The following is a 26,146-nucleotide window of genomic DNA, read 5'->3' on the forward strand; positions in this document are numbered from 1 at the left end:
CGTGCCCTGATTGCGGGGGCCGATGGCGATACGCTGCGATTTTTCCCGCGGATTCCTGCGGGACGTGCGGATTCTCGAGGGGCGCAGGGCGGCTCACGGGGGGCGTATGGGGGTTTTGCGGGGGCACGTGCGCGGGGTCTTGTGGAGGGCTTGCGGTGAAGTCACATATCAGTAACCGCACGAGCACTCAACGGAGCGCGAACGTGGCAGACTGCGGCCCACCGTTGGACGGGGTGGGGTCACAGGAGGGGCTGAAGGTGTCCGGTAGTGAGTCGGCGAAGGAGTCGAGCGGTTCGGTGGTACGGCGAATCCTGCTGGGGGCGCAGCTCCGCAGGCTCCGCGAATCGCGCGGTATAACCCGCGAGGCGGCCGGCTACTCGATCCGCGCCTCCGAATCCAAGATCAGCCGCATGGAGTTGGGGCGGGTCAGCTTCAAGGCACGCGATGTCGAGGATCTGCTCTCGCTGTACGGCGTGGGGGACGAGCAGGAGCGCGATGCGCTGCTCTCCCTGGCCCGCGAGGCCAATGCCACGGGCTGGTGGCACAGTTACACCGATGTGCTGCCCGGATGGTTCCAGACCTATGTCGGTCTGGAGGGTTCGACCTCGCTCATCCGTAACTATGAAGTGCAGTTCGTGCACGGGCTGTTGCAGACCGAGGGTTATGCACATGCCGTCGTCAAGAGCGGAATGCCCGGAGCCGGCACCGCCGAAATAGAGCGCCGGGTCGCGCTGCGGCTGGAGCGGCAGAAGCTGCTGGTGGCCGAGCGGCCGACGGAATTCCAGTGCGTGCTGGACGAGGCCGCGCTGCGCCGTCCCTATGGTGAACGCGCGGTAATGCGTGACCAGTTGAAACATCTGATCGAGCTGTCCGAGCGGCCGAATGTGCACCTTCAGGTGATGCCGTTCAGTTACGGCGGGCATGCGGCGGAGAGCGGTGCGTTCACCATGCTCGGCTTTCCGGAGTCGGGGCTGCCGGACGTCGTCTATCTGGAGCAGCTGACCAGCGCGCTGTATGTGGACAAGCCCGAGGAAGTGGCGCAGTACGCGCGGGCGATGGACCGTCTCCAGGAAGAGGCGCCCAATCCGGCCGAGAGTCGTGATGTATTGCGTGGTCTGCTCCAACTCATGTGACGCGTGGGTAGGATGAAAAACCGTCAGGAGTCAGCACCCCCACTGCGGCGCCCTGAGCGCCCTGTTCTCCAGATCGGGATGAGATGTCCTACTTCGACGAGTTGGCGTATCAGTTCATCGACGGCGAGTGGCGCTCGGGCAGCGGCTCTTGGGACATCGTCGATTTCAATCCCTACAACGGCGAGAAACTGGCCTCGATAACCGTTGCCACGGTCGAGGAGATCGACCGGGCCTACCGCGCCGCCGAACGCGCCCAGAAGGAATGGGCCGCCACCAATCCCTACACCCGTCGGCTGGTCTTCGAACGGGCGCTGCGGATCATCGACGAGCGCGAGGCGGAGCTGGGCGAGGCCATCGCCGCGGAGGTCGGCGGCACGCTCGCCAAGGTCGGGTTCGAGCTGCATCTCGTACGGGAATTCCTGCGCGAGGCGATCCAGCTGGCGCTGCGCGCCGAGGGGCGGATTCTGCCCTCGCCCATCGACGGCAAGGAAAACCGCCTCTACCGCCTGCCGGTCGGCGTCGTGGGCGTCATCTCCCCCTTCAATTTCCCCTTCCTGCTCTCCATCAAGTCCGTCGCGCCCGCCCTCGCGCTGGGCAATGCCGTCGTCCTCAAACCGCATCAGAACACCCCGATCTGCGGCGGCGGTCTCGTCGCCAGGCTCTTCGAGGAGGCCGGGCTGCCCGCCGGGCTGCTCAATGTCGTCGTCACCGATATCGCCGAGATCGGCGATGCGCTGATCGCGCACCCGGTGCCGAAGACGATCTCCTTCACCGGCTCGGAGAAGGTCGGCCGGCATGTCGCGACGGTCGCCGCCTCGCACTTCAAGCACGCGGTGCTGGAACTGGGCGGCAACAGCGCGCTGGTCGTCCTGGACGACGCCGATATCGACTACGCCGTCGACGCCGCGGTGTTCAGCCGTTTCGTCCACCAGGGGCAGGTCTGCATGGCCGCCAACCGCGTGCTGGTCGACCGGGCCGTCGAGCGGGAATTCACCGAGAAATTCGTCGCGAAGGTCGCCTCGCTGAAGGTCGGCGATCCCACCGACCCCGCCACCCATATCGGCCCGCTGATCAACGAGGGCCAGGCCGAGGCCGTCACCGCCGTCGTGGACCGGGCCGTCGCCGACGGCGCCTCGGCGCTTCTGCACGGCACGACCCGCGGCACCCTGGTGGCGCCCACCGTGCTCAGCGACATTCCGGAGGGCTCTCCGCTGCTGACCCAGGAGATCTTCGGCCCGGTGGTGATGCTGATCCCCTTCGACGGCGACGACGAGGCCGTACGGATCACCAACTCCACGCCGTACGGGCTCAGCGGCGCCGTGCACACCGGGGACATCGAGCGCGGCGTGCGGTTCGCCAAGCGCATCGACACCGGGATGATCCACATCAATGACGGGACGGTGCACGACGAGCCGATCGTGCCGTTCGGCGGGGAGAAGAGCTCCGGGGTGGGGCGGCTGAACGGGGACGCGATGGTGGAGGCGTTCACGACCACGAAGTGGATCTCCATTCAGCATGGGCGGTCGCGGTTCCCGTTCTGACGGTTCTGGGATCTAGGACGCAACCTGACCGCGTTGGTTCGTAGCGTGAGGGATGTCAGAAGGCGGGCGGCGCGATGCCGTCCGCCGGTGGATGCGAAGGAAGGCGGCTGCTGTGCCCACTCATGTTCTTGCCGAGGCCCATGGTGACGAGCGCGGAGCGCTGCTGGCCTTCCTGGAGGCGCAGCGCGGCGGGCTGCGGCGGGCGGTTCTGGGGCTGACCCGCGAACAGGCCACCGGCCGACCCAGCGCCAGCGAACTGTCGCTGGGCGGGCTGGTCAAGCACGTCGCGGAGGTCGAGCAGCGCTGGGTCGAGATGGCCCAGGGGCTGCCGCCGTCCGTCGACCGCGACTACGACTCCTGGCATCTGAGCTTCCAGCTGGCGGACGACGAGACGCTGGAGGGCGTCCTGGCGTCCTGGGAGACGATCGCGGCGGCGACGGAGAAGTTCATCCGCACCGTACCGAGCCTCGACGACACCTTCCCGCTGCCCGAAGCGCCGTGGTTCCCGCCGAACGCCCGGCAGTCGATGCGCTGGCTGATGCTGCACCTGATCGAGGAGACCGCCCGGCATGCCGGGCATGCCGATATCGTCCGCGAGTCCCTCGACGGCCGGACGGCCTTTTCGCTGGTGGACGAGGAGCGCACGGCGCAGGAGGGGTAGCCCCCGGCCCCGGGGTGCCCGTCTAGGCTGGCGGCGTGGGGGCACCGTCCCGCGTGGGCAAGGGGTTGATCGGGCGATGTCGGCGATCCGGCTGTTGGTGTTGGGTGCCGTGCGGCAGCACGGGCGGGCGCACGGCTATCAGGTGCGCAACGACCTGGAGTACTGGGGCGCCCACGAATGGTCCAACGCCAAGCCGGGCTCGATCTATCACGCGCTCAAGCAGATGGCGAAGGAAGGGCTGCTGGTCGCCCACGAAACCGAGCCCAGTACGGCCGGCGGCCCGCCCCGCACCGAGTACGAGCCGACCGCGGCGGGCGAGGAGGAGTTCTTCGCGCTGCTGCGGGCGGCTCTGTCCCGGCACGACCAGAAGCCTGACGTCCTGAGCGCCGGTATCGGCTTCCTCCTCGACCTGCCGCGTGCCGAGGCGGTGGAGCTGCTCAGGGAACGGGTGCGGGGCCTGGAGGAGTGGCGCGCCACGGTCACCGAGTACTACACGCCCGAGGGCGGACCCGGTCAGCTCGGCCATATCGGCGAGATCATGAACATGTGGGTGCACTCCGCGGACAGCGGCGCGGAGTGGACCCGGGGGCTGATCGCGCGGATCGAGGGCGGGGCGTATGTCTTCGCGGGGGAGGGGGAGCCGTTCGTGGGCGTGCTGGGGGAGGGCGAGGCGAACCCGTATGCGACGGGGGAGCGGCATCCCGGGGACGCGCGCTGACGGACGCGCGCTGACGGACTCGTCAGAGGCGGGCCGCGGCGGGTCCCGGTGCGCAGCGGGTCCCGGTGCGCTCAGTGGTGGAAGGCCGTGGCCATGCTCTCCGGACGCTGCAACGGCCCCGTCTGGTCGCGGAGTTCGGGCAGGAGCTGTTCGAGGTCGGCGAGGAACATCTCGGCGAGATCGTGGGAGAAGCCGTTGCGGCAGACGATGCGCAGGACGGAGAGGTCCTCGCGGTTCGGGGGGAAGGTGTAGGCGGGCACCAGCCAGCCGCGTTCCTTCATCCGCCGGGACACGTCGAAGACGTCGAAGGCCTTCACCTCGTCGGCGGTCGTGAAGGCGAAGACGGGCAGGTCGTCGCCGCGGGTCAGGAGGCGGAAGTCGGCGAAGGCGTCGATCCGGTCGGCCATGGTGCGGGCCACGTCGCGGGTCGCCTGCTGGACGGCGCGGAAGCCGGTCCTGCCCAGCCGCAGGAAGGTGTAGTACTGCGCGGCGACCTGGGCGCCGGGGCGGGAGAAGTTGAGGGCGAAGGTCGGCATGTCGCCGCCCAGGTAGTTGACCCGGAAGACCAGCTCCTCGGGCAGCGCCTCCTCGTTGCGCCACAGCGCCCAGCCCACGCCCGGGTAGACGAGGCCGTACTTGTGCCCGGAGGTGTTGATGGAGGCGACCCGCGGCAGCCGGAAGTCCCACACCACCTCCGGGTCGAGGAACGGCGCGATCATCGCGCCGGACGCTCCGTCGACATGGACGGGGATGTCCCAGCCCTTCTTCTCCTGGACCTCGTCCAGGGCGGCGCAGATGTCGGCCACCGGCTCGTACGATCCGTCGAAGGTCGAGCCCAGGATGGCGACGACCCCGATGGTGTTCTCGTCGCAGAGGCCGGCGGCGCTCTCCGCGTCCAGATGGAAGCGGTCGCCCTCCATCGGGACCTGGCGCGCCTCGACCTCCCAGAAGGTGCAGAACTTCTCCCAGCAGACCTGGACGTTGGCGCCCATGACGAGGTTGGGCCGCGCGTTGCCCGGATACCGGTCGTCGTTCCGGCGCATCCAGCGCCGCTTGAGGGCCATTCCGGCGAGCATGCACGCCTCGCTCGACCCGGTGGTGGAACAGCCGACGGCGGACGCCGGGGCGGGCGCGTGCCAGAGGTCGGCGAGCATCGCCACGCACCGTTTCTCCAGCTCGGCGGTGCGCGGGTACTCGTCCTTGTCGATCATGTTCTTGTCCCGGCACTCGCCCATCAGGATGCCGGCCTGCGGCTCCATCCAGGTGGTGACGAACGTGGCCAGATTGAGCCGGGCGTTGCCGTCCAGCATCAGCTCGTCGTGGACGAACTGGTAGGCGGTGTGCGGGGAGAGCGGGCCCTCGGGCAGGGCGTGCTGCGGCGGCGAGGCCATCAGGCCCGCCACGGGGTCGGCCTCGCCGTAGAAGGGATTGACCGGGTGGCGGACGGTGCGCTGCCGGTCCCGGTCGGATGCGCCTTTGTGGAGGGTCATGGTCCGTTCGCCTTCGTCTGTCGGGGTCCGTGCGCCTTCGTCCGTCGGCCTGCCGTCGGTTCTGTCTTCCGTACGTCAACCTGCCTGCGCAGCAAGGCCCGTCTTGAGGGCCCGGGTGAACTTCACGACACGCTTCGCCTGGATCCGGGCGGCGGTACGGGCGTCGTCGTCGACCGGGGTGTCCGGACCGCCGACGTGCGAGGTGCCGTACGGATTCCCGTCGCGGAACTTCGCCGGGTCGGTGTAACCGGGCGGGACGAGGATGCCGCCGAAGTGGTGAACGGTCTGGTAGAGCGCGAGAAGGGTGGATTCCTGCCCACCGTGCCGGGTGGCGCTCGCGGTGAAGCCGCTGTAGACCTTGTCGGCCAGATGGCCCTGCTGCCAGTGCCCGCCCAGGGTGTCCAGAAACTGCTTGAGCTGCGAGGACACGTTGCCGAAGCGGGTGGGGGTGCCCAGGATCACCGCATCGGCCCAGAGCATGTCCTCAGCCGCCGCCTCCAGGATGTCCGCGGTCGCGCGGGCATTGGCCGCCCACGCCGGATTGGAGTCGATCGCCACCTGCGGCGCCAGCTCGGCCGCCCGCCGCAGCCGCACCTCCGCCCCCTCGTGCTCGGCGGCGTCCGCGATCACCCGCGCGAGTTCGGCGATGGTGCCGGTGGAGGAGTAGTAGATGACGGCTACATGGACCGGCGGCGCGGGTGCGGACATGGGCATACCTCCTGGAAGCCGACGATAGGGGCACCGGCGGCGCGGGGCCTCCAGGATTCGGCCAGAGGGAGGCGGCGGGCGTCCGGCGCGGCCCCTACCCCAGGAGGGTGCGGGTCAGCTCCATCAGGCGGGCGCGGGCGTCGGCGTCGTACGCCTGCTCGTGGGCCCGGGTGTCGGTGAACCGGTCGAAGTAGCGGCCGGTGACCCCTGCCAGCTCCGGGTCGGTGACCAGGCGAACGGTCGGCCGGACGCCCTCCTCGATGCCGGTCGCCGGAGTCAGCCCGTACTCGCGCACCCCGTTGGTGTCCATCAGATGCGCCGGGTGCAGGGTGTTGACGGTGACGCCGGTGCCGGCCAGCTCCTCGGCGAGCTCGAACGTGGCCATGATCAGGGCGAGTTTGCTGCGGCAGTACGCGCGCAGGCCCTCGTAGTCCCGCTCCAGCATGACGTTGTCGAAGTCGATGGTCTCCTGCCCGATCGAGGCGACGTTGACGACGCGGGCGGGCGCCGAGGCGGTCAGCAGCGGGAGCAGACCGCGGATCAGGGCGTACGGGGCCAGGTGGTTCACGGCGAAGCGGAGCTCGTGGCCCTGACGGCTCAGCTCGCGCTTGAGCGGGTCGGAGCCGCCGCCCGCGACGGCGTTGTTGATCAGCGCATCGAGCCGGGGCTCGGCCGCACGGATCTCGGCGGCCATGGCGCGCACCTGGTCGAGATCGGACAGGTCGGCGAGGTAGGTCCGTACGGTGGCGTCCGGGGCGGCGGACCGTACCTCGTCGGCGACCGCGTCGAGACGGGCCCGGTTGCGGCCGTGCAGCAGGACGGTGCCCCCGCGGGCGGCGAGGTCGAGGGCGAGGCCGCGGCCCATGCCCTGGGTCGCGCCGGTGATCAGTGTGGTGTGTGGGCTCATGGGGCTCAGCCTGGCGGTTCGGTGCGGGGGGTGGGGAGTGAGTGCTGAGCCTGGTGGTGTGGCCACCAGGTTGTGGCGGGGGCGGTCCTGACGCGGCCCGGCCCGGCCCGGATCGCGTGATCCTGGGCCGGACGGGGCCGAATACGTGGTTCCGCTGCCCGTCGGCTGACCGTTGCCGGTCAGTTGGCCATGGCCGCGAACATACCGGCCTCGTACGAACCGCCCCGCTGGTGCACGATCACGGCGAGCCGGTTGGCCGCGTTGATCAGAGCGACCAGCGCGATCAGCGCGGCGATCTGGTCGTCGTCGTAGTGCTTGCGCACCTGGGCCCAGGTCTCGTCGGACACGCCCTGGTGGGCGTCGGCGAGCCGGGTGCCCTCCTCGGCGAGTGCCAGTGCGGCCTGCTCTGCCTCGGTGAACACGGTGGCCTCGCGCCAGGCGGCGACCAGGTGGAGCCGGACCGCGGTCTCCCCGGCGGCCGTGGCCTCCTTGGTGTGCATGTCGATGCAGTGACCGCAGCCGTTGATCTGGCTGGCCCGCAGCGACACCAGCTCCTGCGTGGACTTCGGCAGCGGCGACTGGTGGATCACCAGGCCGGCGTTGGCGAACCGCTTGGCGAACTTGGCGGAGATGTCGTTGTCGAACAGGTTGAATCGGGCGTCCATGACGTCGTCCTCACTCGTGGTGTTCCGTGGTGTTGCACTGGACGAACACGAGATGCCGGCGATCCGCGCCGTGTGACGCGGCGGCGATGTGACCTGAACCACCGCCCAGAGGTGTCACAGGGCCGCGGCGACCGGCGTCTTGTGCGCGTGACACCGTCGAGAGCGAACAGGCAGGAGCAGCCGGTGAAGGGCGAGCACAGCGAGCGCGCAGAGGACACGGCCGGGCGGCTCGACGGCGGCGGCAGCACGGACCCCGCCACCGCGGCGTTCATCGCCCATCGCAACCTGCTGTTCACCGTCGCCTACGAGATGCTCGGCTCGGCCGCCGACGCGGAGGACGTCCTCCAGGAGACCTGGCTGCGATGGGCGGGCGTCGATCTCGCCGAGGTACGGGATCAGCGTGCGTACCTGGTCCGGATCACCACGCGCCAGGCGCTGACCCGGCTGCGTACGCTCGGCCGCCGCAAGGAGTCCTACGTCGGCCCCTGGCTGCCGGAGCCGCTGCTGACCGCGCCCGACGTCGCCGACGACATCGAGCTGGCCGACAGCGTCTCGATGGCGATGCTGCTGGTGCTGGAGACGCTCACGCCGACCGAGCGGGCCGTGTTCGTGCTGCGCGAGGTGTTCGACCTCGGGTACGACGAGATCGCCGAGGCCGTCGACAAGAGCCCGGCCGCGGTCCGCCAGATCGCGCACCGCGCACGGGCACATGTCGCGGCGCGCCGGCCACGCGGCACCGTCACCCCGGCCGAGACCCGGGACGTCCTCGCCGCCTTCCAGCGGGCGATCGAAACCGGCGATCTCCAGAGCCTGTTCGACCTCCTCTCGCCGGACGTCGTCCTCCTCGGCGACGGCGGCGGCATCAAGCAGGCCGTCCCGCGGCCCATCGTGGGGGCCGACAAGGTGGGCCGTCTGCTGCTCGGCGGACTGGGCAAGATCGCCGACGCGGTGTCGCTGCGGCCGACGCAGGTCAACGGCCACCCGGCGCTGATCATCCGCCTCGACGGCGAACTCGACACCGTTGTCGCGGCGCGCATCGACGACGGCCTCATCACCGGGCTCTACGCCGTGCGCAACCCCGAGAAGCTGTCGCATATGGAGCGGGAGACCGCCTTGCGGCGCTGAGCCGGGGCCGTTCGGAGCTGCGGCCGCTCCGAAACGCGCACAACTGCCGTTACAGGCCGAGCAGTTCCGCAAGCGTGCCGCCGAGGACACGGTCGCGCAGGGGGCCCGGGCGTGTGACGCGTTCGACGGTGGCGCGGGCGAGGACCGGGTCGCCGTAGGGGGCGTCGGAGCCGAAAAGGGTGCGGTCGGGAAGCTCCTTGAGGGCCAGCCGTACGGCGAAGATGACGGGTGCCGTCGAAAGTTCCAGGTACATGTTCGGGATGTCCCGGGCCAGCTCGATGGCCGTCAGCCAGTTCAGTCCGCCGAGTTGGCTGACCACGACGGGGACGGCCGGATGGCGGCGCGCGAGAGCGGCCAGCGTCGCCAGGTCGCCCGCCGTCGTGGGCGCGAAGCCGTGGACGACGACCGGCAGCCCGCCGTGGTCGGCGGCCGCCCGCAGCACCGGCTCGATCCGGCCAGCCTCGCCCGGCGGCGGGGTCAGCTCTCCGATCCCGCGAAAGCCCCGGCCGACGACCTCCCGCTCGACGTCCGCGGCGATCTGCTGCGCCGGCAGGCCCAGACGGACCTTGCCGAAGCCGATGAACCGGTCCGGGTGCGCCGCACACGCCGCGGCGAGCTCCCGCCACGCGGCCTCGTAGCCGTCCGTGCTCTCGCTCCGCCCGCCGACCGTCTCCTCCAGCACGCTCATCTCGCGCCGGAACGAGGCCAGATCGGTCGCCCGCTCGGGATGCGGCCGGGTGCCGAAGAGCACGGCGCGGTCGACTCCCGCCTCGTCCAGCAGGGCGAGGTGGCTGTGTACGGGATCGTGGACATGGCTGTGCGCATCGATGATCAATGGAATCCCCTGGTCATGAGCCGTGACCGTGACGACGGTGACGATGGTGGTGACGGCGAAGGAATGCGGCCGTGAGCCCCAGTGTTGAAGGTTGACACCATGCCAAGGTCAAGCGACCGGAGAGACGAGGGCCGGGGGCGGGGGATGACGATGCTGATCGGGCAGTTGGCCGGGCGTACCGGGACCAGCGAACGGCTGCTGCGCTACTACGAGCGCGTCGGCCTGCTCACCGCGGACCGCCGCGCCAACGGCTATCGCGACTACGACGAGGCCGCAGTGGAGAGGGTCGGCCAGATCCGCGCCCTGCTGGCGGCCGGACTGTCCACCAGCCTGATCCGCCAGGTGCTGCCGTGCGGCCGCGCGGACGGCTCGCTGCGCCCGTGCCCGGGGGTGCTGGACGCGCTCCGCGCCCAGCTCGCCCGCCTCGACCAGCGCGCGGACGAGCTGGCGCGGGCGCGGCAGACCCTGCGACGCGCGATTGCGACGACGGAGCAACGGCCCCCGTGAGTGGTTCACGGGGGCCGTGCGCTGTCCGTACGCCCAATTCCCGTCAGGTGCCCTGGAGTTCGGCGCCCTTCACGGCCGTGACGAACGCCGACCAGCTGGCGGCCGGGAAAACGAGCGCCGGGCCGTGCGGGTCCTTGCTGTCCCGGACGGGGACCAGGCCGGGGAGGTCGTCGCGGACCTCGATGCAGTTGGCGCCGTCAGGGTTGCTGTAGCTGCTCTTGCGCCAGGAGGCGGCTCCGATGAACCCCTCGGCGACTTCGATGCAGTCGCCCCCGTCGGGGTTGCTGTAACTGCTCTTGCGCCAGGTGGCAGAGGTGAGGTCAATCCCCTTGCTGCACTTCATTCGGTAGCCCCTTGCCGCTTCTTCGATCATGGCCAGGGACGCCTTCGGAGGAAGTGCGGCGGCCCTGAGCAAATCGTACGACTTTCGATACTCCGTCACGAGCGGTGGAAAGTCGATCACTTGGCCGCTGTGGACGTGCTCGGTGTAGGCGAGCGGCGGGGCGTCGGGGAAGGTCATGACTTTCAGGTAGCCCGTCATGAGAGGGGCTGCCTCTGCCGTGTCCAGGAGGATCTGTACAACGCTCTGCGTGGACCGCAGCACCTCGACGATGTGCTCCAGTTGCTCCGCCATCTGTTCCGGTGGCAGGAGCGGCTTATGGATGATCGACTCGTGAAGGACGCCCCAGTAGTAGGCGTGGTCGTCGCGCTTCCAGAGCTTGGCGCGAGCCACTCGGGCGTGGACGCGGTCTTCGGCGTCGGCAGACCTCAGCCAGGGCTTTCCCGTCCGTACGACCTCCCGGGCGTAGCTCTCGGTCTGGAGAAGTCCAGGGATGAGCGCGGGTGCCCAGTCCTCGATCGTCGCCGCGTGCTGCTCCATCTCCGCGACATCCGCGAAATACTCCGCGATGCCGGACTGACGGGCCTTCGCCACGGTCTCGCAGTGACGCTCGAAGAAGCCGTTCGTCTTGAGCACTTCGTCGCAGTGAATAGCCAGATCCAGGGGCATTCGTCGCTCACCGTGCTCGATTTTGCTGAGCAGGGAGATGCCGCAGAAGCTCCCTTCCGCCAACTGTTCGAGCGTGAGGCCCGCCTGCTCCCTCTGATAGCGCAACTCGGCGCCGTAGAAGCAGGGAAGGCTTGCCGAGGGATCGGTCTCCTTGCGAGGAGGCATGGGGTACCGCCATTTCTCCGGACTGCGCTGTCCAGCCCAACTGCCTTCCACGCTAGGCGCTGTGACCTCAGGCTGTAAGGGATTCGTCACATTGCGCACAGGGAGGCGTACGGCCCATGCCTGACCACGACCACGACTTCGACGCACACGAAAGCGCCGACGCGCTCCACGCCGCGCTCAGGCCAACGGCATTACCCTGCCGTCGCTCGGTATCGATCTGCCGAGCCTGGCGGCTCGTTACGGCCGCCCACTCGTCGCCCTCGGTAACTGCAATGCGGACACCGCCCGCAAGTTGGCCGAGGCACTCCGCAAGGCAGCCGAGAAGTAGCGAGAACCAGGGCCCCTACCCGCCCGCCCCCACCCTCGTGAGCGACGCCGCGGCAACCGCCGTCGCCAGTGGGTCGCGGACCGGGCGGCCGAGGAGGTTCGCGAGGTCGGGGGCGGTGTCGCCCAGGAAGCCGTGGCGGATGCTGGTGGCGATGGAGGCGAGCATGGGGGGCTGGAAGGGCAGCAGGTCCGGCGCTTCGGTGAGTCTGCGCCGGTATTCGGCCAGGGTGATGGTGCGGTGGTGGACTCCGAGCCGGTCGGCCACCTGGCCCGCCGTGATCGGCGTGCCTACGAGGTCGTGGACGCGCCCGTCGTGCGGTACCGGATTCGCCGCCACGATCGCCGCGGCATCGGCGAGATCCTCCCGGGCGACCGCGGCCAGGGCGCCGTCCCCGAACGCCGACTCCACACCGCTGTCGGCCCACGTCAGCAGGCCGCCGAAGAGTTCGGCGTAGAGGCCGTTGCGCAGGATCGTCCAGGGCAATCCGCTTGCCCGGACGAGGCGTTCGGTCGCACGGTGCGCGAGCGCGAAACCGAGATGGTCGCCGGCGCCGGTCAGGCTCGTGTAGACGACGTGGCGGACGCCGTCCCGGACCGCGGCGTCGAGGACCGCTGCGTGACGCCCGACGACCTGGTCGTCCTCGGCATAGCCGGCGGAGATCAGCACCAGGGTCGACACACCGGCGAGGTCGAGGCCCGCACGGTCGTCGAAGTCGAGACGCCGCATTCCCGCGCCCGGCGTGCGGCTGCCGCCCGTCGCGGCGACGCCGCGGGCACGCAGGGCCGCAAGAGTGGCAGCGCCGAGATGTCCGTTCGCTCCGGTCACCAAGATCATGTCAGTCGCAGTCTTCCGTCGTGGTTCTCATCGGTAACTACGCTTGATCCTTGACCGCCCAGCCACCGGCCACAAGAAGGCAGTTCGATGTCACTCACGCACACCGGGGTAACCACCGCCGCCGCCGACCTCGACCCCTGCGCCCGCGCGGACCACCCCGACTGCGGCATCCGCGACGTCCTGGACCGCATCGGGGACAAGTGGTCGGTGCTCGTGATCGTCGAACTCGCGGGCGGTCCGCGCAGGTTCCGCGAACTGCAGCGCGCCATCGACGGCATCTCCCAGCGCATGCTCACCCTCACCGTGCGCAGGCTCGAACGCGACGGCCTCGTGCTGCGCACCGTGTACCCGACCGTCCCGGCCCGGGTCGACTACCGCCTGACCGAGACCGGTACGGGACTGACCCACCTGGTCAAGGCGCTCGCCGACTGGTCGCTCGCCCACCGTGCCGTCATCGCCGAGGCACGGCAGGCGTACGACCGGACCCACCCCGACCACGACATCCGGTAGCGGGAGCCGGTATCGCGCGGGCCCGAGGGCGGGGCGCGGGCCGGGCGGGCGGCGCTAGCTGCTCGCGCTCGCCAGCGACAGCTTGGCGGCGAAGGCGAGGAACGCCGCGCCGGCGCCCGCCGACAGGCCCGCGGTGAGCTTGCGGCGGCGGCGGAAGGTCGCCGCCAGGTACGTACCGCTGAAGATCAGGACCGAGAGGTAGGTGAAGCTGAAGAGCTGGGCCCAGGCGCCGAGGGTGACGAAGGACAGGACCGGGTGCGCGTAGGACGGGTCGACGAACTGCACGAAGAAGGAGATGAAGAACAGGATCGCCTTCGGGTTCAGGAGGCTGATCACCAGCGCGCGGCGGTAGGGGCGTTCGACCGTTTCCTTCGGGGCCGCGGGCTTGCCGGACCGCTCCGCGCGGCGGGTCTCGCGGCCGCGCCACAGGGACCAGGCGCCCCGCAGCATGCCGATCGCCAGCCAGGTCAGATAGCCCGCCCCGGCGAATTTCACGATCGAGAACAGGATCGGGGTCGTTTGCAGAAGCGAGGCGACGCCGCCGGCCGACAGGGTCATCAGGACCGTGTCGCCGCACAGCACGCCGAGCGCGGCGCGATAGGCGGTGCGCGGGCCGCGGCGGGCGGCGACGGAGACGACGTAGAGCGAATTCGGCCCGGGCAGGAGGATGATCAGCGCGAGGCCCACCAGATAGGTGGAGAGATCCGTTATTCCCAGCATGTTCCGGAGGATCTCACCCGGCGGGCCGCTCCCTCACCGCTATTTCGGGATCCGGACTTGCACCTCACGCGGCGTGAGGACACATCGTGAAGCGCGTACCGAAAAGGAAGGGCGCGGAAGTGGGCTATTCGGTGGGACAGGTCGCGGGGTTCGCCGGGGTGACGGTGCGGACCTTGCACCACTACGACGAGATCGGACTGTTCCAGCCCGGCGAACGCAGCCGCGCGGGCCACCGGCGCTACGGCGACGAGGACCTGGACCGGCTCCAGCAGATCCTGTTCTACCGGGAGCTCGGCTTCCCGCTCGACGAGGTCGCGGCCCTGCTCGACGACCCGGACGCGGACCCGCGGGAACACCTGCGGCGCCAGCACGACCTGCTGACCGCCCGGATCGAGAAGCTTCAGCGGATGGCCGCGGCCGTCGAACACGCCATGGAGGCACGCAAGATGGGCATCAACCTCACGCCCGAGGAGAAGTTCGAGGTGTTCGGGGACTTCGACCCCGATGACTATGAGGAGGAGGTCAGGGAGCGCTGGGGCCATACCGAGGCGTACCAGGCGTCGCAGCGGGCGGCGGCCTCGTACACGAAGGAGGACTGGCGGCGGCTGAGGGAGGGGTTCGACGCCATCCACCAGAAGATGGCCGATCTGCTGGCGCAGGGTGTGGCGGCGGATTCCGAGGCGGCGATGGACGTGGCCGAGGAGCACCGGCGGTTCATCAGCGGTGGCTACTACGACTGCACGTACGAGATGCACACGGGGCTGGGGGAGATGTATGTGGCCGATGAGCGGTTCACGGCGACGTACGAGGCGATCCGGCCGGGGCTTGCCGTGTACATGAGGGACGCGATGCTGGCCAATGCCGTACGGCACGCGTGACGGGTGACAGGTAAGTCGTGTGACGCGTAACAGATAGCGGGTGGGCGCGGGGGTCAGCTCATGGGGGCCAGGACGACGGCCGTCCCGTAGGCGCAGACCTCCGTGCCCACGTCCGCGGCCTCCGTGACGTCGAAGCGGAACATCAGCACCCCGTTCGCGCCGCGGGAACGGGCCTGCTCCACGAGCCGTTCCATGGCCTGGTTGCGGGTCTCGACGAGGGTTTTGGTCAGGCCCCGCAGCTCGCCGCCGATCATGGACTTCAGGCCGGCGCCGATCTGGCTGCCGAGGTGGCGGGAGCGCACGGTGAGGCCGAAGACCTCGCCGATGACGCGATCCACGTGGAAGCCCGGGACGTCGTTGGTGGTGACCACCAGGACGTCGGCCTGGGACGGCTGCCCGCCGCCGTATTCCTCGATGCCCATGGGGGGCCTCCCTGCGGTCGCGCCTGCGCTCGGGCCTGTGGCCAGGATCACCCGGGGCGCAGGGCGCGGCCAGCCGGAGGGTCGTACGGGGCCGTACGGGGGCGTCCCGCAGGGTGACGGGAACCGTGGCCGGCCACCCGGCGTTGATAGCTTTGGGCCGCACACAGCGCCTGCATCCCCGTCGCACCCCGTGTCGCACCGCATGATCCGGCGCCCTCGACCCTGGAGCCTTCACCCCGTGAATACTCTCGCGCTCGGCCCTCAATGGCTGGACCCGGACTATCTGATCTCCACGTTCGGCCTGATCGGCGTCCTGGTCATCGTCTTCGCGGAGTCCGGCCTGCTGATCGGCTTCTTCCTGCCGGGTGACGCCCTGCTGTTCACCACGGGGCTGCTGGTGACGACGAATGCGATCCATGCGCCGCTGTGGGCGGTGTGCGGGCTCGTCCTGCTGGCCGCGGTCCTCGGCGACCAGGTGGGCTATCTCTTCGGCCGCAAGGTGGGGCCCTCGCTGTTCAAGCGCCCCGACTCGCGCCTGTTCAAGCAGGAAAACGTCGAGAAAGCGCATGAATTCTTCGAGAAGTACGGGCCCAAGTCGCTGATCCTCGCCCGCTTCGTGCCGATCGTGCGGACCTTCACGCCGATCATCGCGGGCGTGAGCCGGATGAACTACCGCTCCTTCCTCACCTTCAACCTCGTCGGCGGCGCGCTGTGGGGCGTGGGCGTGACGGTGCTGGGCTCCCTGCTGGGCAACATCCCGTTCGTCCACAAGAACATCGAGGCCATCCTGATCGCGATCGTGCTGGTCTCCGTGATCCCGATCGCGATCGAGTTCCTGCGGGCCCGCAGCAAGGCCAAGAAGGAGGCCGCGGCCGGCGTGCCCGCCCCGCAGCGCCCCCTCGCCGACCGGCCGCAGGCCGCCGCCGACGGCCGCCGAGGGCGGCACGCCAAGCGGTAGACGCCTCAACGGCCCGCCCGCCGCGGCTGACACCCACCCTCCCGTGTGCCGCCCGCCCACCGCATCAGGCATTGTGTCCCTGACGGTCGGCAGGAGGCGTGGACGAGGAGCGAGGACCAGTGGCGGTGGACCCACAGCGCGGCCAGCGCGGCAGCGGCGGCCCGGGCGGCGGCAACGGTGGCGGTGGCCCTGCGGACCAGGGCGCGGGCGAGGACCGTAAACCGCAGTCGGACGAGGCGCACAGCGCCTTCACACCACCGCTGGGAGTGCCGTATCCGCCGGTCCCGGAGGAGGAGCACCCGACCTCCGAATTCGCGCTGCCGCAGGGGCTGAAGCCGGAACCGCCGACCGAGCAGGAGGGGTCGGCGTTCGCGCCGCCGGGCAGCACGACCGGGCAGACCCCGCTGCCGGTCGGCGCGACCGCGATGAGCGCCTTCACCCCGCCGCACGGCATACCCGTCATCCGCCTCACCAAGGAGGCCCCCTGGCAGGACCGGATGCGCACCATGCTGCGGATGCCGGTCCACGAGCGGCCGGTGCCCGAGCGCATCGAGCGGGGCGGCGAGGAGACCGGCCCGGCCATTCCCCGGGTGCTCGACCTGACCCTGCGTATCGGCGAGATCCTGCTGGCCGGCGGCGAGGGCGCGGAGGACGTCGAGGCCGCGATGTTCGGCGTGGCGCACGCCTACGGGCTGGAGCGGGTCGAGCCGACCGTCACCTTCACCCTGCTGTCGATCTCGTACCAGCCCTCGCTGGTGGACGATCCGCTCACGGCCAGCCGGACGGTGCGGCGCCGGGGCGTCGACTACAACCGGCTGTCGGCGGTCTTCCGGCTCGTCGACGACATCACCTCCGAGGGCATCACCCTGGAGGAGGCCTACCGCGGCCTGGCCGAGATTCGCCGTAACCGCCACCCGTACCCGAGTTGGGCGCTGACCCTGGCCTCCGGGCTGCTGTCGGGCGCCGCCTCGATGCTCGTCGGCGGCGGGGCGCTGGTGTTCGTCGCGGCCGCGGTGGGCTCGATGCTGGGCGACCGGCTGGCGTGGCTGGCGTCCGGGCGCGGGCTGCCGGAGTTCTACCAGTTCGTCGTCGCGGCGATGCCGCCCGCCGCGGTGGGCCTGGCCTTCGGGCTGGCGCACTCCACCGTCTCGGCGTCCGCCGTGATCACCGGTGGGCTGTTCGCGCTGATCCCGGGGCGGGCGCTGGTCGCCGGCGTCCAGGACGGCCTGACCGGCTACTACATCACCGCCTCCGCCCGTCTGCTGGAAGTCGGCTATCTGGTCGTCGGCATCGTCGTCGGCGTGCTGTCGGTGCTCTACGTCGGACTTCAGCTCAACCCCGCCCTGAGGCACCTCAACCCGGAGCAGTCGTTCTCGCTCTACAACCAGCCGCCGGTGCAGATCATGGCGTCGATGCTGCTGGCGCTGGCGTTCTGCGTGCTGCTCCAGCAGGAACGTCACACCGTGGCGTTCGCGACGATAAACGGCGGGGTCGCCTGGGTCGTCTACGGCGCCCTCGCGGTCACCGCCGGCTTCAACGAGGTACCCGCCACGGCCATCGCCGCCGGGCTCGTCGGCCTCTTCGGCCAGCTGCTGTCCCGTTACCGCTACGCCTCCGCGCTGCCGTACGTCACCGCGGCCATCGGCCCGCTGCTGCCCGGTAGCGCGACCTATTTCGGGCTGCTGAACTTCGCCCAGGGCCATCTGATCGACGGCTTCTCGAAGCTCATCAAGGCCGCCTCGCTGGCGCTGGCCATCGCCGTCGGCGTGAACCTCGGAAGCGAGGTGGCGCGGCTCTTCCTGCGGGCCCCGATCGAGGAGCCGGGCGGCGGCCGCCGGGCGGCGAAGCGGACCCGCGGCTTCTAGGGCCTGTCCGAGGGCGGACGGCTCCGGAACACGAACGACGGGCGGCACCTCGACACGGTGCCGCCCGTTCGCATGATTTTCCGACGTCAATTTCGTACGTCATGCCGCACGAAACCGTTGTACGGAAATCGGAGCGCGCAGGCGGGCGCACGACGGCCCGGAAAGCCGCCGCACGCCCGGCCTGTCGGCTACCGGCTCAGTGGCCGCCCTGCGCCTCGTAGCGCTTGTAGGAACGCTCGATCTCCGCCTCGGCGTCGGTACGGCCGACCCAGTTCGCGCCCTCGACGGACTTGCCCGGCTCCAGGTCCTTGTAGACCTCGAAGAAGTGCTGGATCTCCAGGCGGTCGAACTCCGACACGTGGTGGATGTCGCGCAGGTGCTCCACACGCGGGTCGGACGCCGGGACGCACAGCAGCTTGTCGTCGCCGCCGGCCTCGTCCGTCATCCGGAACATACCGATGGCGCGGCACTTGATCAGGCAGCCGGGGAAGGTCGGCTCGTCCAGGATGACCAGGGCGTCCAGCGGATCGCCGTCCTCGCCCAGGGTGTCCTCGACGAAGCCGTAGTCGGCCGGGTAGCTGGTCGAGGTGAAAAGTCGACGGTCCAGGCGGATCCGACCGGTCTCGTGGTCCACCTCGTACTTGTTCCGCGAACCCTTCGGGATCTCGATGGTGACGTCGAACTCCACGGGTGGCTCCTCAATGATCAACACACAGGTCTGGTGATTAAGTGTCCCCCACGCAGGTGTGTGATCGCGAAAGGGGCTGGTCCTAGGTGCCGGAGACCAGGTCATGGCAGGTCAAAGTGGGCGGCTGGGGCCGGTCCGCGGCGAGGGCGGTGGCCGGCGCGGGAAAGGGAACCGCGGAGTTCGTCGCCGACGAGTGGTTCTTCGCGCGCCAGTGGTGGCGCAAGATGCCGCGCGAGCGCAAGCGGACGTGGCAGCTGGCGGCCGGCTCCGCGGTGAGCGGCCTCGCGGTCGCCGCCGGCGCCATCGCGGTGTCCGGGCCCTGGGACGCCGGCCAGCGCACGGCCGAGCGGACGCTGGCGGCCGCGGCCGACAACAGCAACGGCGGGCACCACGACGCGGAGGGCCGGGCGGTGCCCCATGCGCCGCCGGTCCTGGCCGCGCTGGGCAGCCCCGTCTCCGGACGCGGCGCCGCCCCCGTACCCACCGCGGCCGGGCTGGCCGATGCGCTGGCACCGCTCCTGAAGGCCCCCGAACTCGGCCCCCTGCGCAGCGCCTCCGTCGTGGACGTCGCCACCGGCCGCGAGGTCTTCGGCGTCAAGCAGGGCACGCCGGCGACCCCCGCCTCGACCGTGAAGCTCGCCACCGCCGTGGCCGCGCTCTCCCTCCTCGGCCCCGACCACCGCATCGACACCACGGTCGTCGCCGCCGGCGCCAAGCGCATCGTCCTGGTGGGCGGCGGCGACCCCACCCTCACCGCCCGCCCGGTCCGCACGGGCTTCGGCGACCAGCCCGCGAGCCTGCGCACCCTGGCCGACGACACCGCCCGCGCCCTCAAGCGCCGCAAGACCACCACCATCGCGCTCGGCTACGACACCTCGGCCTACACCGGCCCGGCCCTGCACCCCATCGGCCGCAACGAGAACCTCGCCCCCGTCACGGCCCTGATGGCCGACGAGGGCCGCCTGGACCGCTCCGACCACGGCACCGCACCCCGCGCGGGCGACCCGGCGGCCGCCGCGGCCCGCACCTTCGCCGGCCTGCTGCACCAGCGCGGCATCACCGTCAGCGGCGCCCCCAAGTCCGCCCGGGCGCCCAAGAACGCCGACCGCCTCGCCGTTGCCCGCTCGCTGCCCCTCGGCGCCCTCGTGGAGCGGATGCTGACCAACAGCGACAACGACATCGCCGAGGCGCTGGCCCGCCAGACCGCGCTCGCCGCCGGCCGTCCCGTCAGCTTCGCGGGCGGCGGCGACGCCGTCCGCGCCGCGCTCGCCGCCCGCCATCTGCCCCTGGCCGGCACCGCGTTCAAGGACGGCAGCGGCCTCAACCGCGACGACAAGGTCTCCGCCGGCCTCCTCTCCCACCTGCTGCTGGACGCCTCCTCGCCCGCCAACCCCACGCTCCGCCCCGTCGTCACGGGACTCCCCGTGGCCGCCTTCACCGGCACCCTCAGCGGCCGCTACGCCCACACCGCCGGCGCCGGCGCCGTACGCGCCAAGACCGGCACCCTGACCGGCGTGAACACCCTCGCCGGAACCGTCGTCGACGCCGACGGCCGCCTCCTGGTCTTCGCGTTCATGACCAGCGGCACGACCGACCCCGCGGGGGCGCAGAAGGCCCTGGACAGCCTGGCCACTAGCGTGGCCAATTGCGGGTGTCGTTAGGGCCCCACGTTTTCGGCTTTCCCGCCTTAGGGGTTGTTCGCCGTTTCGCCTGCGGCGGGCTGGGGTTGTTCGTCGGCCGCGGTGCCGCCCCTGCGGACTTCGTCCTCCGGTGCGGCCCCTCCCGACGGTGGGGGAGGGAAAGGCCGGTGGTCCACCCCCACCGTCTTTTCCCACCCCAACGGGGAGGTGCCGGACCGTAGCGGCGGAGCCGTGTAGGGCCGGTGCCGCTGCCGAACAGCCCCGCGCAGCGGCAACAGCCCGCCGCAGGCGCTACGGCGAAAGACCCTACGGCGGGACGGCCGACAACGTGGGGCCCAGGCAAAGCGCAGCGGACGGGCGGGAAAGCCGAGTACGTACGGAGAAACCCCAAGTACGGTGAAGCCATGACGCGCATCGGTGGAACCGAGATGGTGGACTGGAATCTCGCGGTGTCGACCGCGACCCGCCTCGTACGCCCCGGCCCAGAGGTGAGTCGCGATGAGGCGCGGGCGATCGTGGCCGAATTGCGCAGGCATGCCAAGTCCTCCGAGGCCCATGTGCGCGCCTTCACCCGCATGGCACAGCCCGATGCCCTGGGCGAGACACCGCTCGACACGCCGGTCCTGGTCGTGGACCGCCCCGGCTGGATCAAGGCCAACGTCGCCGGTTTCCGCGCCGTCCTCAAGCCGCTGCTGGCCAAGATGGAGGACCGGCGCGCCACCGTCCCCGGCGGCGCCGTCCTCGGTGCCGTCGGCGGCAAGGTGACCGGCGTCGAGCTGGGCATGCTGCTGTCGTTCCTGGCCTCCCGCGTCCTGGGCCAGTACGAGACCTTCGCGCCCGCCTCCCGGGACCTGCCGGCCGCCTCCCAGGGCGGCCGCCTCCTCCTGGTGGCGCCCAACATCGTCCACGTGGAGCGCGAGCTGGAGGTCGACCCGCACGACTTCCGGCTGTGGGTCTGCCTCCACGAGGAGACCCACCGCACCCAGTTCACCGCCGTGCCCTGGCTGCGCGACCACATCGAGGGCGAGATCCAGTCGTTCCTCGGCGAGACCGACATCGACCCGGGCACCCTCCTGGAGCGCCTGCGCGAGGCCGCCCAGTCGCTGGCCGGCGCCAAGCCCGAGGGCGAGGAGGGAGACGACGGCGGGCACTCCCTGGTCGACCTCGTCCAGACGCCCGTCCAGCGCGAGATCCTCTCCCGCCTGACCGCCGTGATGTCCCTGCTGGAGGGCCACGCCGACTACGTCATGGACGGCGTCGGCCCCGACGTGGTGCCCTCCGTCGCCGAGATCCGCGAGAAGTTCCAGAAGCGCCGGGCCAGCGGCGCGGGCCGGCTCGACCAGGCGCTGCGTAAACTGCTCGGGCTGGACGCCAAGCTGCGCCAGTACCGCGACGGCGAGCGGTTCGTGCGCGCCGTCGCCGAAGAGGTCGGCATGGACGGTTTCAACCGCGTGTGGACCTCACCCAACACCCTCCCCACCAAGCAGGAGATCGCCAAACCGGCGGACTGGATCGCGCGGGTGCACCGCAAGGCGGACGGGGCGCCGTGAGCCCGCTCCGTCGACCGGGCGCGCCGTGCGGCAGAAGAGCGCCCCTTCAATCACCCGTCTGAGGGACCGTGGCCCATGGATAGGCGTGCAATGCTCGGGGAACCTCCCGCCTCTGTCACCATCTAGGCACTCTGTGTGATGGCGACGACGTGACCAACCACACCCGCGACGTCGCCGTCCGCGCCCGAGGCTCCAGCTGAACGATTGGAAACGGACATGGGTCCCCATCCAGCGGTCGCCGCGATACGCCTGGCGGTCCGCCGCGTACTCCACGACGTGCTCACCCACCACCACGCGCAGGGGCGGCACGACCCGCCGCTCGTGCTCGTCGCCTGCTCCGGCGGCGCCGACTCCATGGCGCTTGCCTCCGCCCTCGCCTTCGAAGCCCCCAAACTCGGCGTACGAGCCGGAGGCGTGACCGTCGACCACGGTCTCCAAGGCGGCTCCGACCTCCGCGCCGCCGAGGTCGCCCTGCGCCTGCGGGCCCTGCGGCTCGATCCCGTAGAGACCCTCACCGTCGAGGTCGGCCGGGACGGAGGCCCCGAAGCCGCTGCCCGTGACGCCCGCTACGCCGCCCTCGACGCCGCCGCCGAACGCCACGGCGCCGCCGCGGTCCTGCTCGGCCACACCCGCGACGACCAGGCCGAGACCGTGCTGCTGGGCCTGGCCCGCGGCTCCGGCACCCGCTCGCTGTCCGGCATGGCCGCCACCAGCGGCACCGACGGGCGCTACCGTCGCCCCTTCCTCGACGTCGACCGCCAGACCGCCCGCAAAGCCTGCCTGATGCAGTCCCTGCCCGTCTGGGACGACCCCCACAACAACGACCCCGCCTACACCCGCTCCCGGCTGCGCCACGAAGGACTGCCCGCCCTGGAAAAGGCGCTGGGCAAGGGCGTCGTCGAGGCGCTCGCCCGCACCGCCCAGCTCTCCCGTGACGACGCCGACGCGCTCGACGCCTGGGCCGCCGCCGCCGAGGCCGCCGTGTTCGACGACGCGGGCACGATGGACATCGCCGCGCTCTACGCCCTGCCGCCCGCGGTGCGCCGCCGGGTGCTGCGCCGGGCCGTCATCGCCGCCGGTTCACCGGCCGGTTCGCTCTTCGCCCGCCACATCGAAGAAGTGGACCGGCTGATCACCGCCTGGCGCGGTCAGGGAGCCATCAACCTCCCCGGGCGCGTCGGAGTCCGTCGGCAGGGTGGCAGACTGGTCATCCGGCAGGGCTGAGCCGCAGCGCGCTGCCCGGCTCCGGCAGTCGCTTCATGAGACGTACGACTCATGAGTGCGCCGTACGGCGGATCATGAATTGACCGGTCAGGAACACCGAACCGAGCGAGAGTGGCACGGGTGGACGTAAAGGACATGGGCGCCGACCTTCAGTCGGTACTCATCAGCAAAGAAGAGATCGACGCGAAGCTGGCCGAGCTGGCCGCGAAGATCGACGCGGAGTACGCGGGCAAGGACCTGCTCATCGTCGGCGTCCTCAAGGGCGCCGTGATGGTGATGGCGGACCTGGCGCGTGCCCTGTCCACCCCCGTCACGATGGACTGGATGGCCGTGTCCTCCTACGGCGCGGGCACCCAGTCCTCCGGTGTCGTCCGCATCCTCAAGGACCTGGACACCGACATCAAGGGCAAGCACGTCCTGATCGTCGAGGACATCATCGACTCGGGCCTGACCCTGTCGTGGCTGCTGTCGAACCTGGGCTCGCGCGAGCCGGCCTCCCTGGAGGTCTGCACGCTGCTGCGCAAGCCCGACGCGGCGAAGGTCGCCATCGATGTGAAGTGGATCGGCTTCGACATTCCCAACGAATTCGTCGTCGGTTACGGGCTGGATTTCGCGGAGAAGTACCGCAATCTGCCGTTCGTGGGTACCCTCGCGCCACACGTCTACGGCGGCTGACGCTGCTGCGGCCCGGCGGGAACCCTTCGGGGCCTCCCGCCGTTGGAGCAGGGAGAGCGCATTCCCCGGCAGTGTGTTCCCGGCCGCATGTTCACTGTCGGCTTCACGGTCGGCACAGGCGCCGGGTGACAATGCTGGGGTACCGTCCGAAGGCAGTTCGTTTTCGGGCCAGTAATACACCGTACGCACGACCAGCCCTCCCCAGGGCGTTGTGCCTCACTGTGGCAGGAGGGACGGGGCCTCAAACGGCTCCGTATGGATGGACGTGAAGCGATACTTCCGTGGGCCGGTCATGTGGATCGTGCTGGCCGTCCTCGCCGTGGTCGTGTTGATGCAGGTCGTCGGCTCGTCCGGCGGCTACAAGACGGTGGACACCGGTCAGGTCGTCAAGGCGATCGCTGACAACAAGGTGAAGTCCGCCGAGCTGACGACCGGTGACGAGAACAAGATCAAGGTCGAGCTGTCGGGGTCCTACAAGGTCGACGGCTCCAACAAGATCCAGGCCAGCTACATCGGCGACCAGGGCGTCGATCTGGCCAAGAATCTTCAGGCCAAATACCAGACGGGCGACATCAAGGACGGCTACACCGTCTCGCCGTCGAAGCAGAACCCGTTCGTCTCGATGCTGATCTCGCTGGTCCCCTTCGTGGCCATCGTGGTGATCTTCCTGTTCCTGATGAATCAGGCGCAGGGCGGCGGCTCCCGGGTGATGAACTTCGGCAAGTCGAAGGCCAAGCTGATCACCAAGGACACGCCCAAGACGACCTTCTCGGACGTCGCGGGCTCCGACGAGGCCGTCGAAGAGCTCCAGGAGATCAAGGAATTCCTCCAGGAGCCGGCGAAGTTCCAGGCCGTCGGCGCCAAGATTCCCAAGGGTGTGCTGCTGTACGGCCCGCCCGGAACGGGTAAGACGCTGCTCGCCCGCGCCGTCGCGGGCGAGGCCGGTGTGCCCTTCTACTCGATCTCCGGCTCCGACTTCGTCGAGATGTTCGTCGGTGTCGGTGCCTCCCGGGTCCGTGACCTCTTCGAGCAGGCCAAGGCGAACGCCCCGGCGATCGTCTTCGTCGACGAGATCGACGCCGTCGGCCGGCACCGCGGTGCGGGCCTGGGCGGCGGTCACGACGAGCGCGAGCAGACCCTCAACCAGCTGCTGGTCGAGATGGACGGCTTCGACGTCAAGGGCGGCGTCATCCTCATCGCCGCCACGAACCGCCCCGACATCCTCGACCCGGCGCTGCTGCGTCCCGGCCGTTTCGACCGGCAGATCGCCGTCGACCGCCCGGACATGCAGGGCCGGCTGGAGATCCTCAAGGTCCACCAGAAGGGCAAGCCGGTCGCCCCGGACGTCGACCTGTCGGCCGTCGCCAAGCGCACCCCCGGCTTCACCGGTGCCGATCTGTCGAACGTCCTGAACGAGGCCGCGCTGCTGACGGCCCGCAGCGACCAGAAGCTGATCAACAACCACTTCCTGGACGAGGCGATCGACCGCGTCGTGGCCGGACCGCAGAAGCGGACCCGGATCATGTCCGACAAGGAGAAGAAGATCACCGCGTACCACGAGGGCGGACACGCCCTGGTGGCGGCGGCGTCCCCGAACTCCGACCCGGTCCACAAGATCACGATTCTGTCCCGCGGCCGGGCCCTGGGCTACACCATGGTCCTGCCCGACGAGGACAAGTACTCCACCACCCGCAACGAGATGCTCGACCAGCTGGCGTACATGCTGGGCGGGCGCGCGGCGGAGGAGCTGGTCTTCCACGACCCGACCACCGGTGCCGCGAACGACATCGAGAAGGCCACCGCAACGGCCCGCGCCATGGTCACGCAGTACGGCATGACCGAGCGGCTCGGCGCGATCAAGTTCGGCACGGACAACTCCGAGCCGTTCCTGGGCCGTGAGATGGGTCACCAGCGCGACTACTCCGAAGAGGTCGCGGCCCTGGTCGACGAGGAAGTCAAGAAGCTCATCGAGACCGCCCACAACGAAGCGTGGGAGATCCTCGTCGAGAACCGCGACATCCTCGACAACCTGGTCCTGGAGCTGCTGGAGAAGGAGACCCTCGGCAAGGAGGAGATCGCCGAGATCTTCAAGCACGTGGTCAGGCGTCCGGCCCGCCCGGCGTGGACCGGCTCCTCGCGGCGTACGCCCTCCAGCCGGCCGCCGGTCCTCTCCCCCAGGGAGCTGACCCCGGCCAACGGCTCGGTGCCGACCACCGCCTCGGTCTCCATGGAGAAGGACGAAGCCGCTCCCGAGGAGACCACCCCCGAGAGCTGACGCAGGTCCGCAGCGGCGGGCCCGTACCAGACCCGGAATGAATGCCGCGCCCCGCAGGTTTTAGCCTGGGGGCGCGGCATTCCGCGTTTTGAGGGCGCCGCAGGGGCGCAGAGAG

General features: G+C 70.2%; 25 protein-coding genes. 15 read left to right on the forward strand and 10 right to left on the reverse strand.

Translation table 11 applies throughout. The annotated features are described in order from the left end of the window. The first annotated feature begins 296 nt into the window (after window positions 1–296). The 4 genes from B1H19_RS23325 (at window position 297) to B1H19_RS23340 (ending at window position 4,053) form a co-directional block, all read left to right on the forward strand. A complete protein-coding gene (locus tag B1H19_RS23325) occupies window positions 297–1,133 on the forward strand; it encodes a helix-turn-helix domain-containing protein (protein WP_418361461.1) in 837 nt (278 codons plus the stop codon). An 83-nt stretch (window positions 1,134–1,216) separates the two neighbouring features. Next, a complete protein-coding gene (locus B1H19_RS23330; protein WP_083106737.1) occupies window positions 1,217–2,674 on the forward strand; it encodes an aldehyde dehydrogenase family protein in 1,458 nt (485 codons plus the stop codon). A gap of 112 nt (window positions 2,675–2,786) precedes the next feature. Continuing rightward, window positions 2,787–3,335, forward strand: coding sequence for a DinB family protein (locus B1H19_RS23335; protein WP_083106738.1), 549 nt, complete (start codon window positions 2,787–2,789; stop codon window positions 3,333–3,335). Between the two features lie 76 nt (window positions 3,336–3,411). Continuing rightward, window positions 3,412–4,053 (forward strand): PadR family transcriptional regulator, encoded by a 642-nt coding sequence (locus B1H19_RS23340; protein ID WP_083106739.1) that lies wholly within the window; start codon window positions 3,412–3,414, stop codon window positions 4,051–4,053. A gap of 71 nt (window positions 4,054–4,124) precedes the next feature. Here the strand turns inward: B1H19_RS23340 and B1H19_RS23345 are convergent, their stop codons facing one another. The 4 genes from B1H19_RS23345 to B1H19_RS23360 form a co-directional block, all read right to left on the reverse strand. Further along, entirely contained in the window at window positions 4,125–5,543 is a 1,419-nt protein-coding gene (locus B1H19_RS23345) for a glutamate decarboxylase (protein ID WP_083106740.1), read from the reverse strand. A gap of 75 nt (window positions 5,544–5,618) precedes the next feature. Then, entirely contained in the window at window positions 5,619–6,251 is a 633-nt protein-coding gene (wrbA, locus tag B1H19_RS23350) for an NAD(P)H:quinone oxidoreductase (protein WP_107426115.1), read from the reverse strand. Window positions 6,252–6,345: 94 nt separating this feature from the next. Further along, window positions 6,346–7,158, reverse strand: a complete 813-nt coding sequence (locus B1H19_RS23355; protein ID WP_083106742.1) for an SDR family NAD(P)-dependent oxidoreductase — start codon at window positions 7,156–7,158, stop codon at window positions 6,346–6,348. 179 nt (window positions 7,159–7,337) lie between these two features. Next, window positions 7,338–7,823, reverse strand: coding sequence for a carboxymuconolactone decarboxylase family protein (locus tag B1H19_RS23360; RefSeq protein ID WP_083106743.1), 486 nt, complete (start codon window positions 7,821–7,823; stop codon window positions 7,338–7,340). A 183-nt stretch (window positions 7,824–8,006) separates the two neighbouring features. On the opposite strand from B1H19_RS23360, the gene B1H19_RS23365 reads away from it, so the two are divergent. Continuing rightward, entirely contained in the window at window positions 8,007–8,948 is a 942-nt protein-coding gene (locus B1H19_RS23365) for an RNA polymerase sigma-70 factor (protein ID WP_107426117.1), read from the forward strand. Window positions 8,949–8,997: 49 nt separating this feature from the next. Here B1H19_RS23365 and B1H19_RS23370 read toward each other — a convergent pair whose 3' ends face one another. Further along, the gene (locus B1H19_RS23370; RefSeq protein WP_083106745.1) at window positions 8,998–9,783 is read right to left on the reverse strand and encodes an amidohydrolase family protein; all 786 of its coding nucleotides are present in this window, start codon (window positions 9,781–9,783) and stop codon (window positions 8,998–9,000) included. A gap of 144 nt (window positions 9,784–9,927) precedes the next feature. On the opposite strand from B1H19_RS23370, the gene B1H19_RS23375 reads away from it, so the two are divergent. Further along, on the forward strand, window positions 9,928–10,290 hold the full coding sequence (locus B1H19_RS23375) for a MerR family transcriptional regulator (RefSeq protein ID WP_335755939.1): 363 nt from the start codon (window positions 9,928–9,930) through the stop codon (window positions 10,288–10,290). Between the two features lie 43 nt (window positions 10,291–10,333). On the opposite strand, the gene B1H19_RS23380 is transcribed toward B1H19_RS23375, so the two are convergent. Together B1H19_RS23380 and B1H19_RS23390 are read right to left on the reverse strand one after the other, a co-directional pair. Next, on the reverse strand, window positions 10,334–11,464 hold the full coding sequence (locus tag B1H19_RS23380) for a helix-turn-helix domain-containing protein (RefSeq protein WP_083106746.1): 1,131 nt from the start codon (window positions 11,462–11,464) through the stop codon (window positions 10,334–10,336). A gap of 343 nt (window positions 11,465–11,807) precedes the next feature. Next, a complete protein-coding gene (locus B1H19_RS23390; protein ID WP_083106747.1) occupies window positions 11,808–12,626 on the reverse strand; it encodes an NAD(P)H-binding protein in 819 nt (272 codons plus the stop codon). Between the two features lie 87 nt (window positions 12,627–12,713). On the opposite strand from B1H19_RS23390, the gene B1H19_RS23395 reads away from it, so the two are divergent. Beyond that, window positions 12,714–13,136 (forward strand): winged helix-turn-helix transcriptional regulator, encoded by a 423-nt coding sequence (locus B1H19_RS23395; protein WP_083106748.1) that lies wholly within the window; start codon window positions 12,714–12,716, stop codon window positions 13,134–13,136. 54 nt (window positions 13,137–13,190) lie between these two features. Here the strand turns inward: B1H19_RS23395 and leuE are convergent, their stop codons facing one another. After that, the gene (leuE, locus tag B1H19_RS23400; protein ID WP_083106749.1) at window positions 13,191–13,856 is read right to left on the reverse strand and encodes a leucine efflux protein LeuE; all 666 of its coding nucleotides are present in this window, start codon (window positions 13,854–13,856) and stop codon (window positions 13,191–13,193) included. 119 nt (window positions 13,857–13,975) lie between these two features. Between leuE and B1H19_RS23405 the strand changes: the two genes are divergently transcribed. Next, window positions 13,976–14,734 carry a MerR family transcriptional regulator gene (locus B1H19_RS23405; RefSeq protein ID WP_083106750.1) on the forward strand — a complete coding sequence of 253 codons (759 nt, stop codon included), beginning with the start codon at window positions 13,976–13,978 and terminating at the stop codon, window positions 14,732–14,734. Window positions 14,735–14,787: 53 nt separating this feature from the next. Here the strand turns inward: B1H19_RS23405 and B1H19_RS23410 are convergent, their stop codons facing one another. Next, window positions 14,788–15,156 carry a YbjQ family protein gene (locus B1H19_RS23410; protein WP_083106751.1) on the reverse strand — a complete coding sequence of 123 codons (369 nt, stop codon included), beginning with the start codon at window positions 15,154–15,156 and terminating at the stop codon, window positions 14,788–14,790. Between the two features lie 238 nt (window positions 15,157–15,394). Between B1H19_RS23410 and B1H19_RS23415 the strand changes: the two genes are divergently transcribed. After that, window positions 15,395–16,114, forward strand: coding sequence for a DedA family protein (locus tag B1H19_RS23415; RefSeq protein WP_083106752.1), 720 nt, complete (start codon window positions 15,395–15,397; stop codon window positions 16,112–16,114). A 119-nt stretch (window positions 16,115–16,233) separates the two neighbouring features. Beyond that, a complete protein-coding gene (locus B1H19_RS23420) occupies window positions 16,234–17,979 on the forward strand; it encodes a threonine/serine exporter family protein (RefSeq protein WP_083106753.1) in 1,746 nt (581 codons plus the stop codon). Window positions 17,980–18,175: 196 nt separating this feature from the next. On the opposite strand, the gene B1H19_RS23425 is transcribed toward B1H19_RS23420, so the two are convergent. Beyond that, window positions 18,176–18,667, reverse strand: coding sequence for an inorganic diphosphatase (locus tag B1H19_RS23425; RefSeq protein WP_030065640.1), 492 nt, complete (start codon window positions 18,665–18,667; stop codon window positions 18,176–18,178). Between the two features lie 86 nt (window positions 18,668–18,753). Here B1H19_RS23425 and dacB point away from each other — a divergent pair, with 86 nt between their 5' ends. The 5 genes from dacB (at window position 18,754) to ftsH (ending at window position 26,031) form a co-directional block, all read left to right on the forward strand. Next, window positions 18,754–20,328 carry a D-alanyl-D-alanine carboxypeptidase/D-alanyl-D-alanine endopeptidase gene (gene dacB, locus B1H19_RS23430; protein ID WP_418361462.1) on the forward strand — a complete coding sequence of 525 codons (1,575 nt, stop codon included), beginning with the start codon at window positions 18,754–18,756 and terminating at the stop codon, window positions 20,326–20,328. Between the two features lie 383 nt (window positions 20,329–20,711). Beyond that, window positions 20,712–21,857, forward strand: coding sequence for a zinc-dependent metalloprotease (locus tag B1H19_RS23435; RefSeq protein ID WP_083106754.1), 1,146 nt, complete (start codon window positions 20,712–20,714; stop codon window positions 21,855–21,857). Window positions 21,858–22,073: 216 nt separating this feature from the next. Further along, window positions 22,074–23,081, forward strand: coding sequence for a tRNA lysidine(34) synthetase TilS (tilS, locus tag B1H19_RS23440; RefSeq protein WP_083106755.1), 1,008 nt, complete (start codon window positions 22,074–22,076; stop codon window positions 23,079–23,081). Window positions 23,082–23,216: 135 nt separating this feature from the next. Beyond that, complete coding sequence (hpt, locus tag B1H19_RS23445) at window positions 23,217–23,756, forward strand: hypoxanthine phosphoribosyltransferase (protein ID WP_030066146.1); 540 nt, start codon at window positions 23,217–23,219, stop codon at window positions 23,754–23,756. Window positions 23,757–24,015: 259 nt separating this feature from the next. Further along, on the forward strand, window positions 24,016–26,031 hold the full coding sequence (gene ftsH, locus B1H19_RS23450; RefSeq protein ID WP_083106756.1) for an ATP-dependent zinc metalloprotease FtsH: 2,016 nt from the start codon (window positions 24,016–24,018) through the stop codon (window positions 26,029–26,031). Window positions 26,032–26,146: the final 115 nt, after the last annotated feature.

It is taken from the genome of Streptomyces gilvosporeus, from assembly GCF_002082195.1.
Classification (GTDB): Bacteria; Actinomycetota; Actinomycetes; order Streptomycetales; family Streptomycetaceae; genus Streptomyces; species Streptomyces gilvosporeus.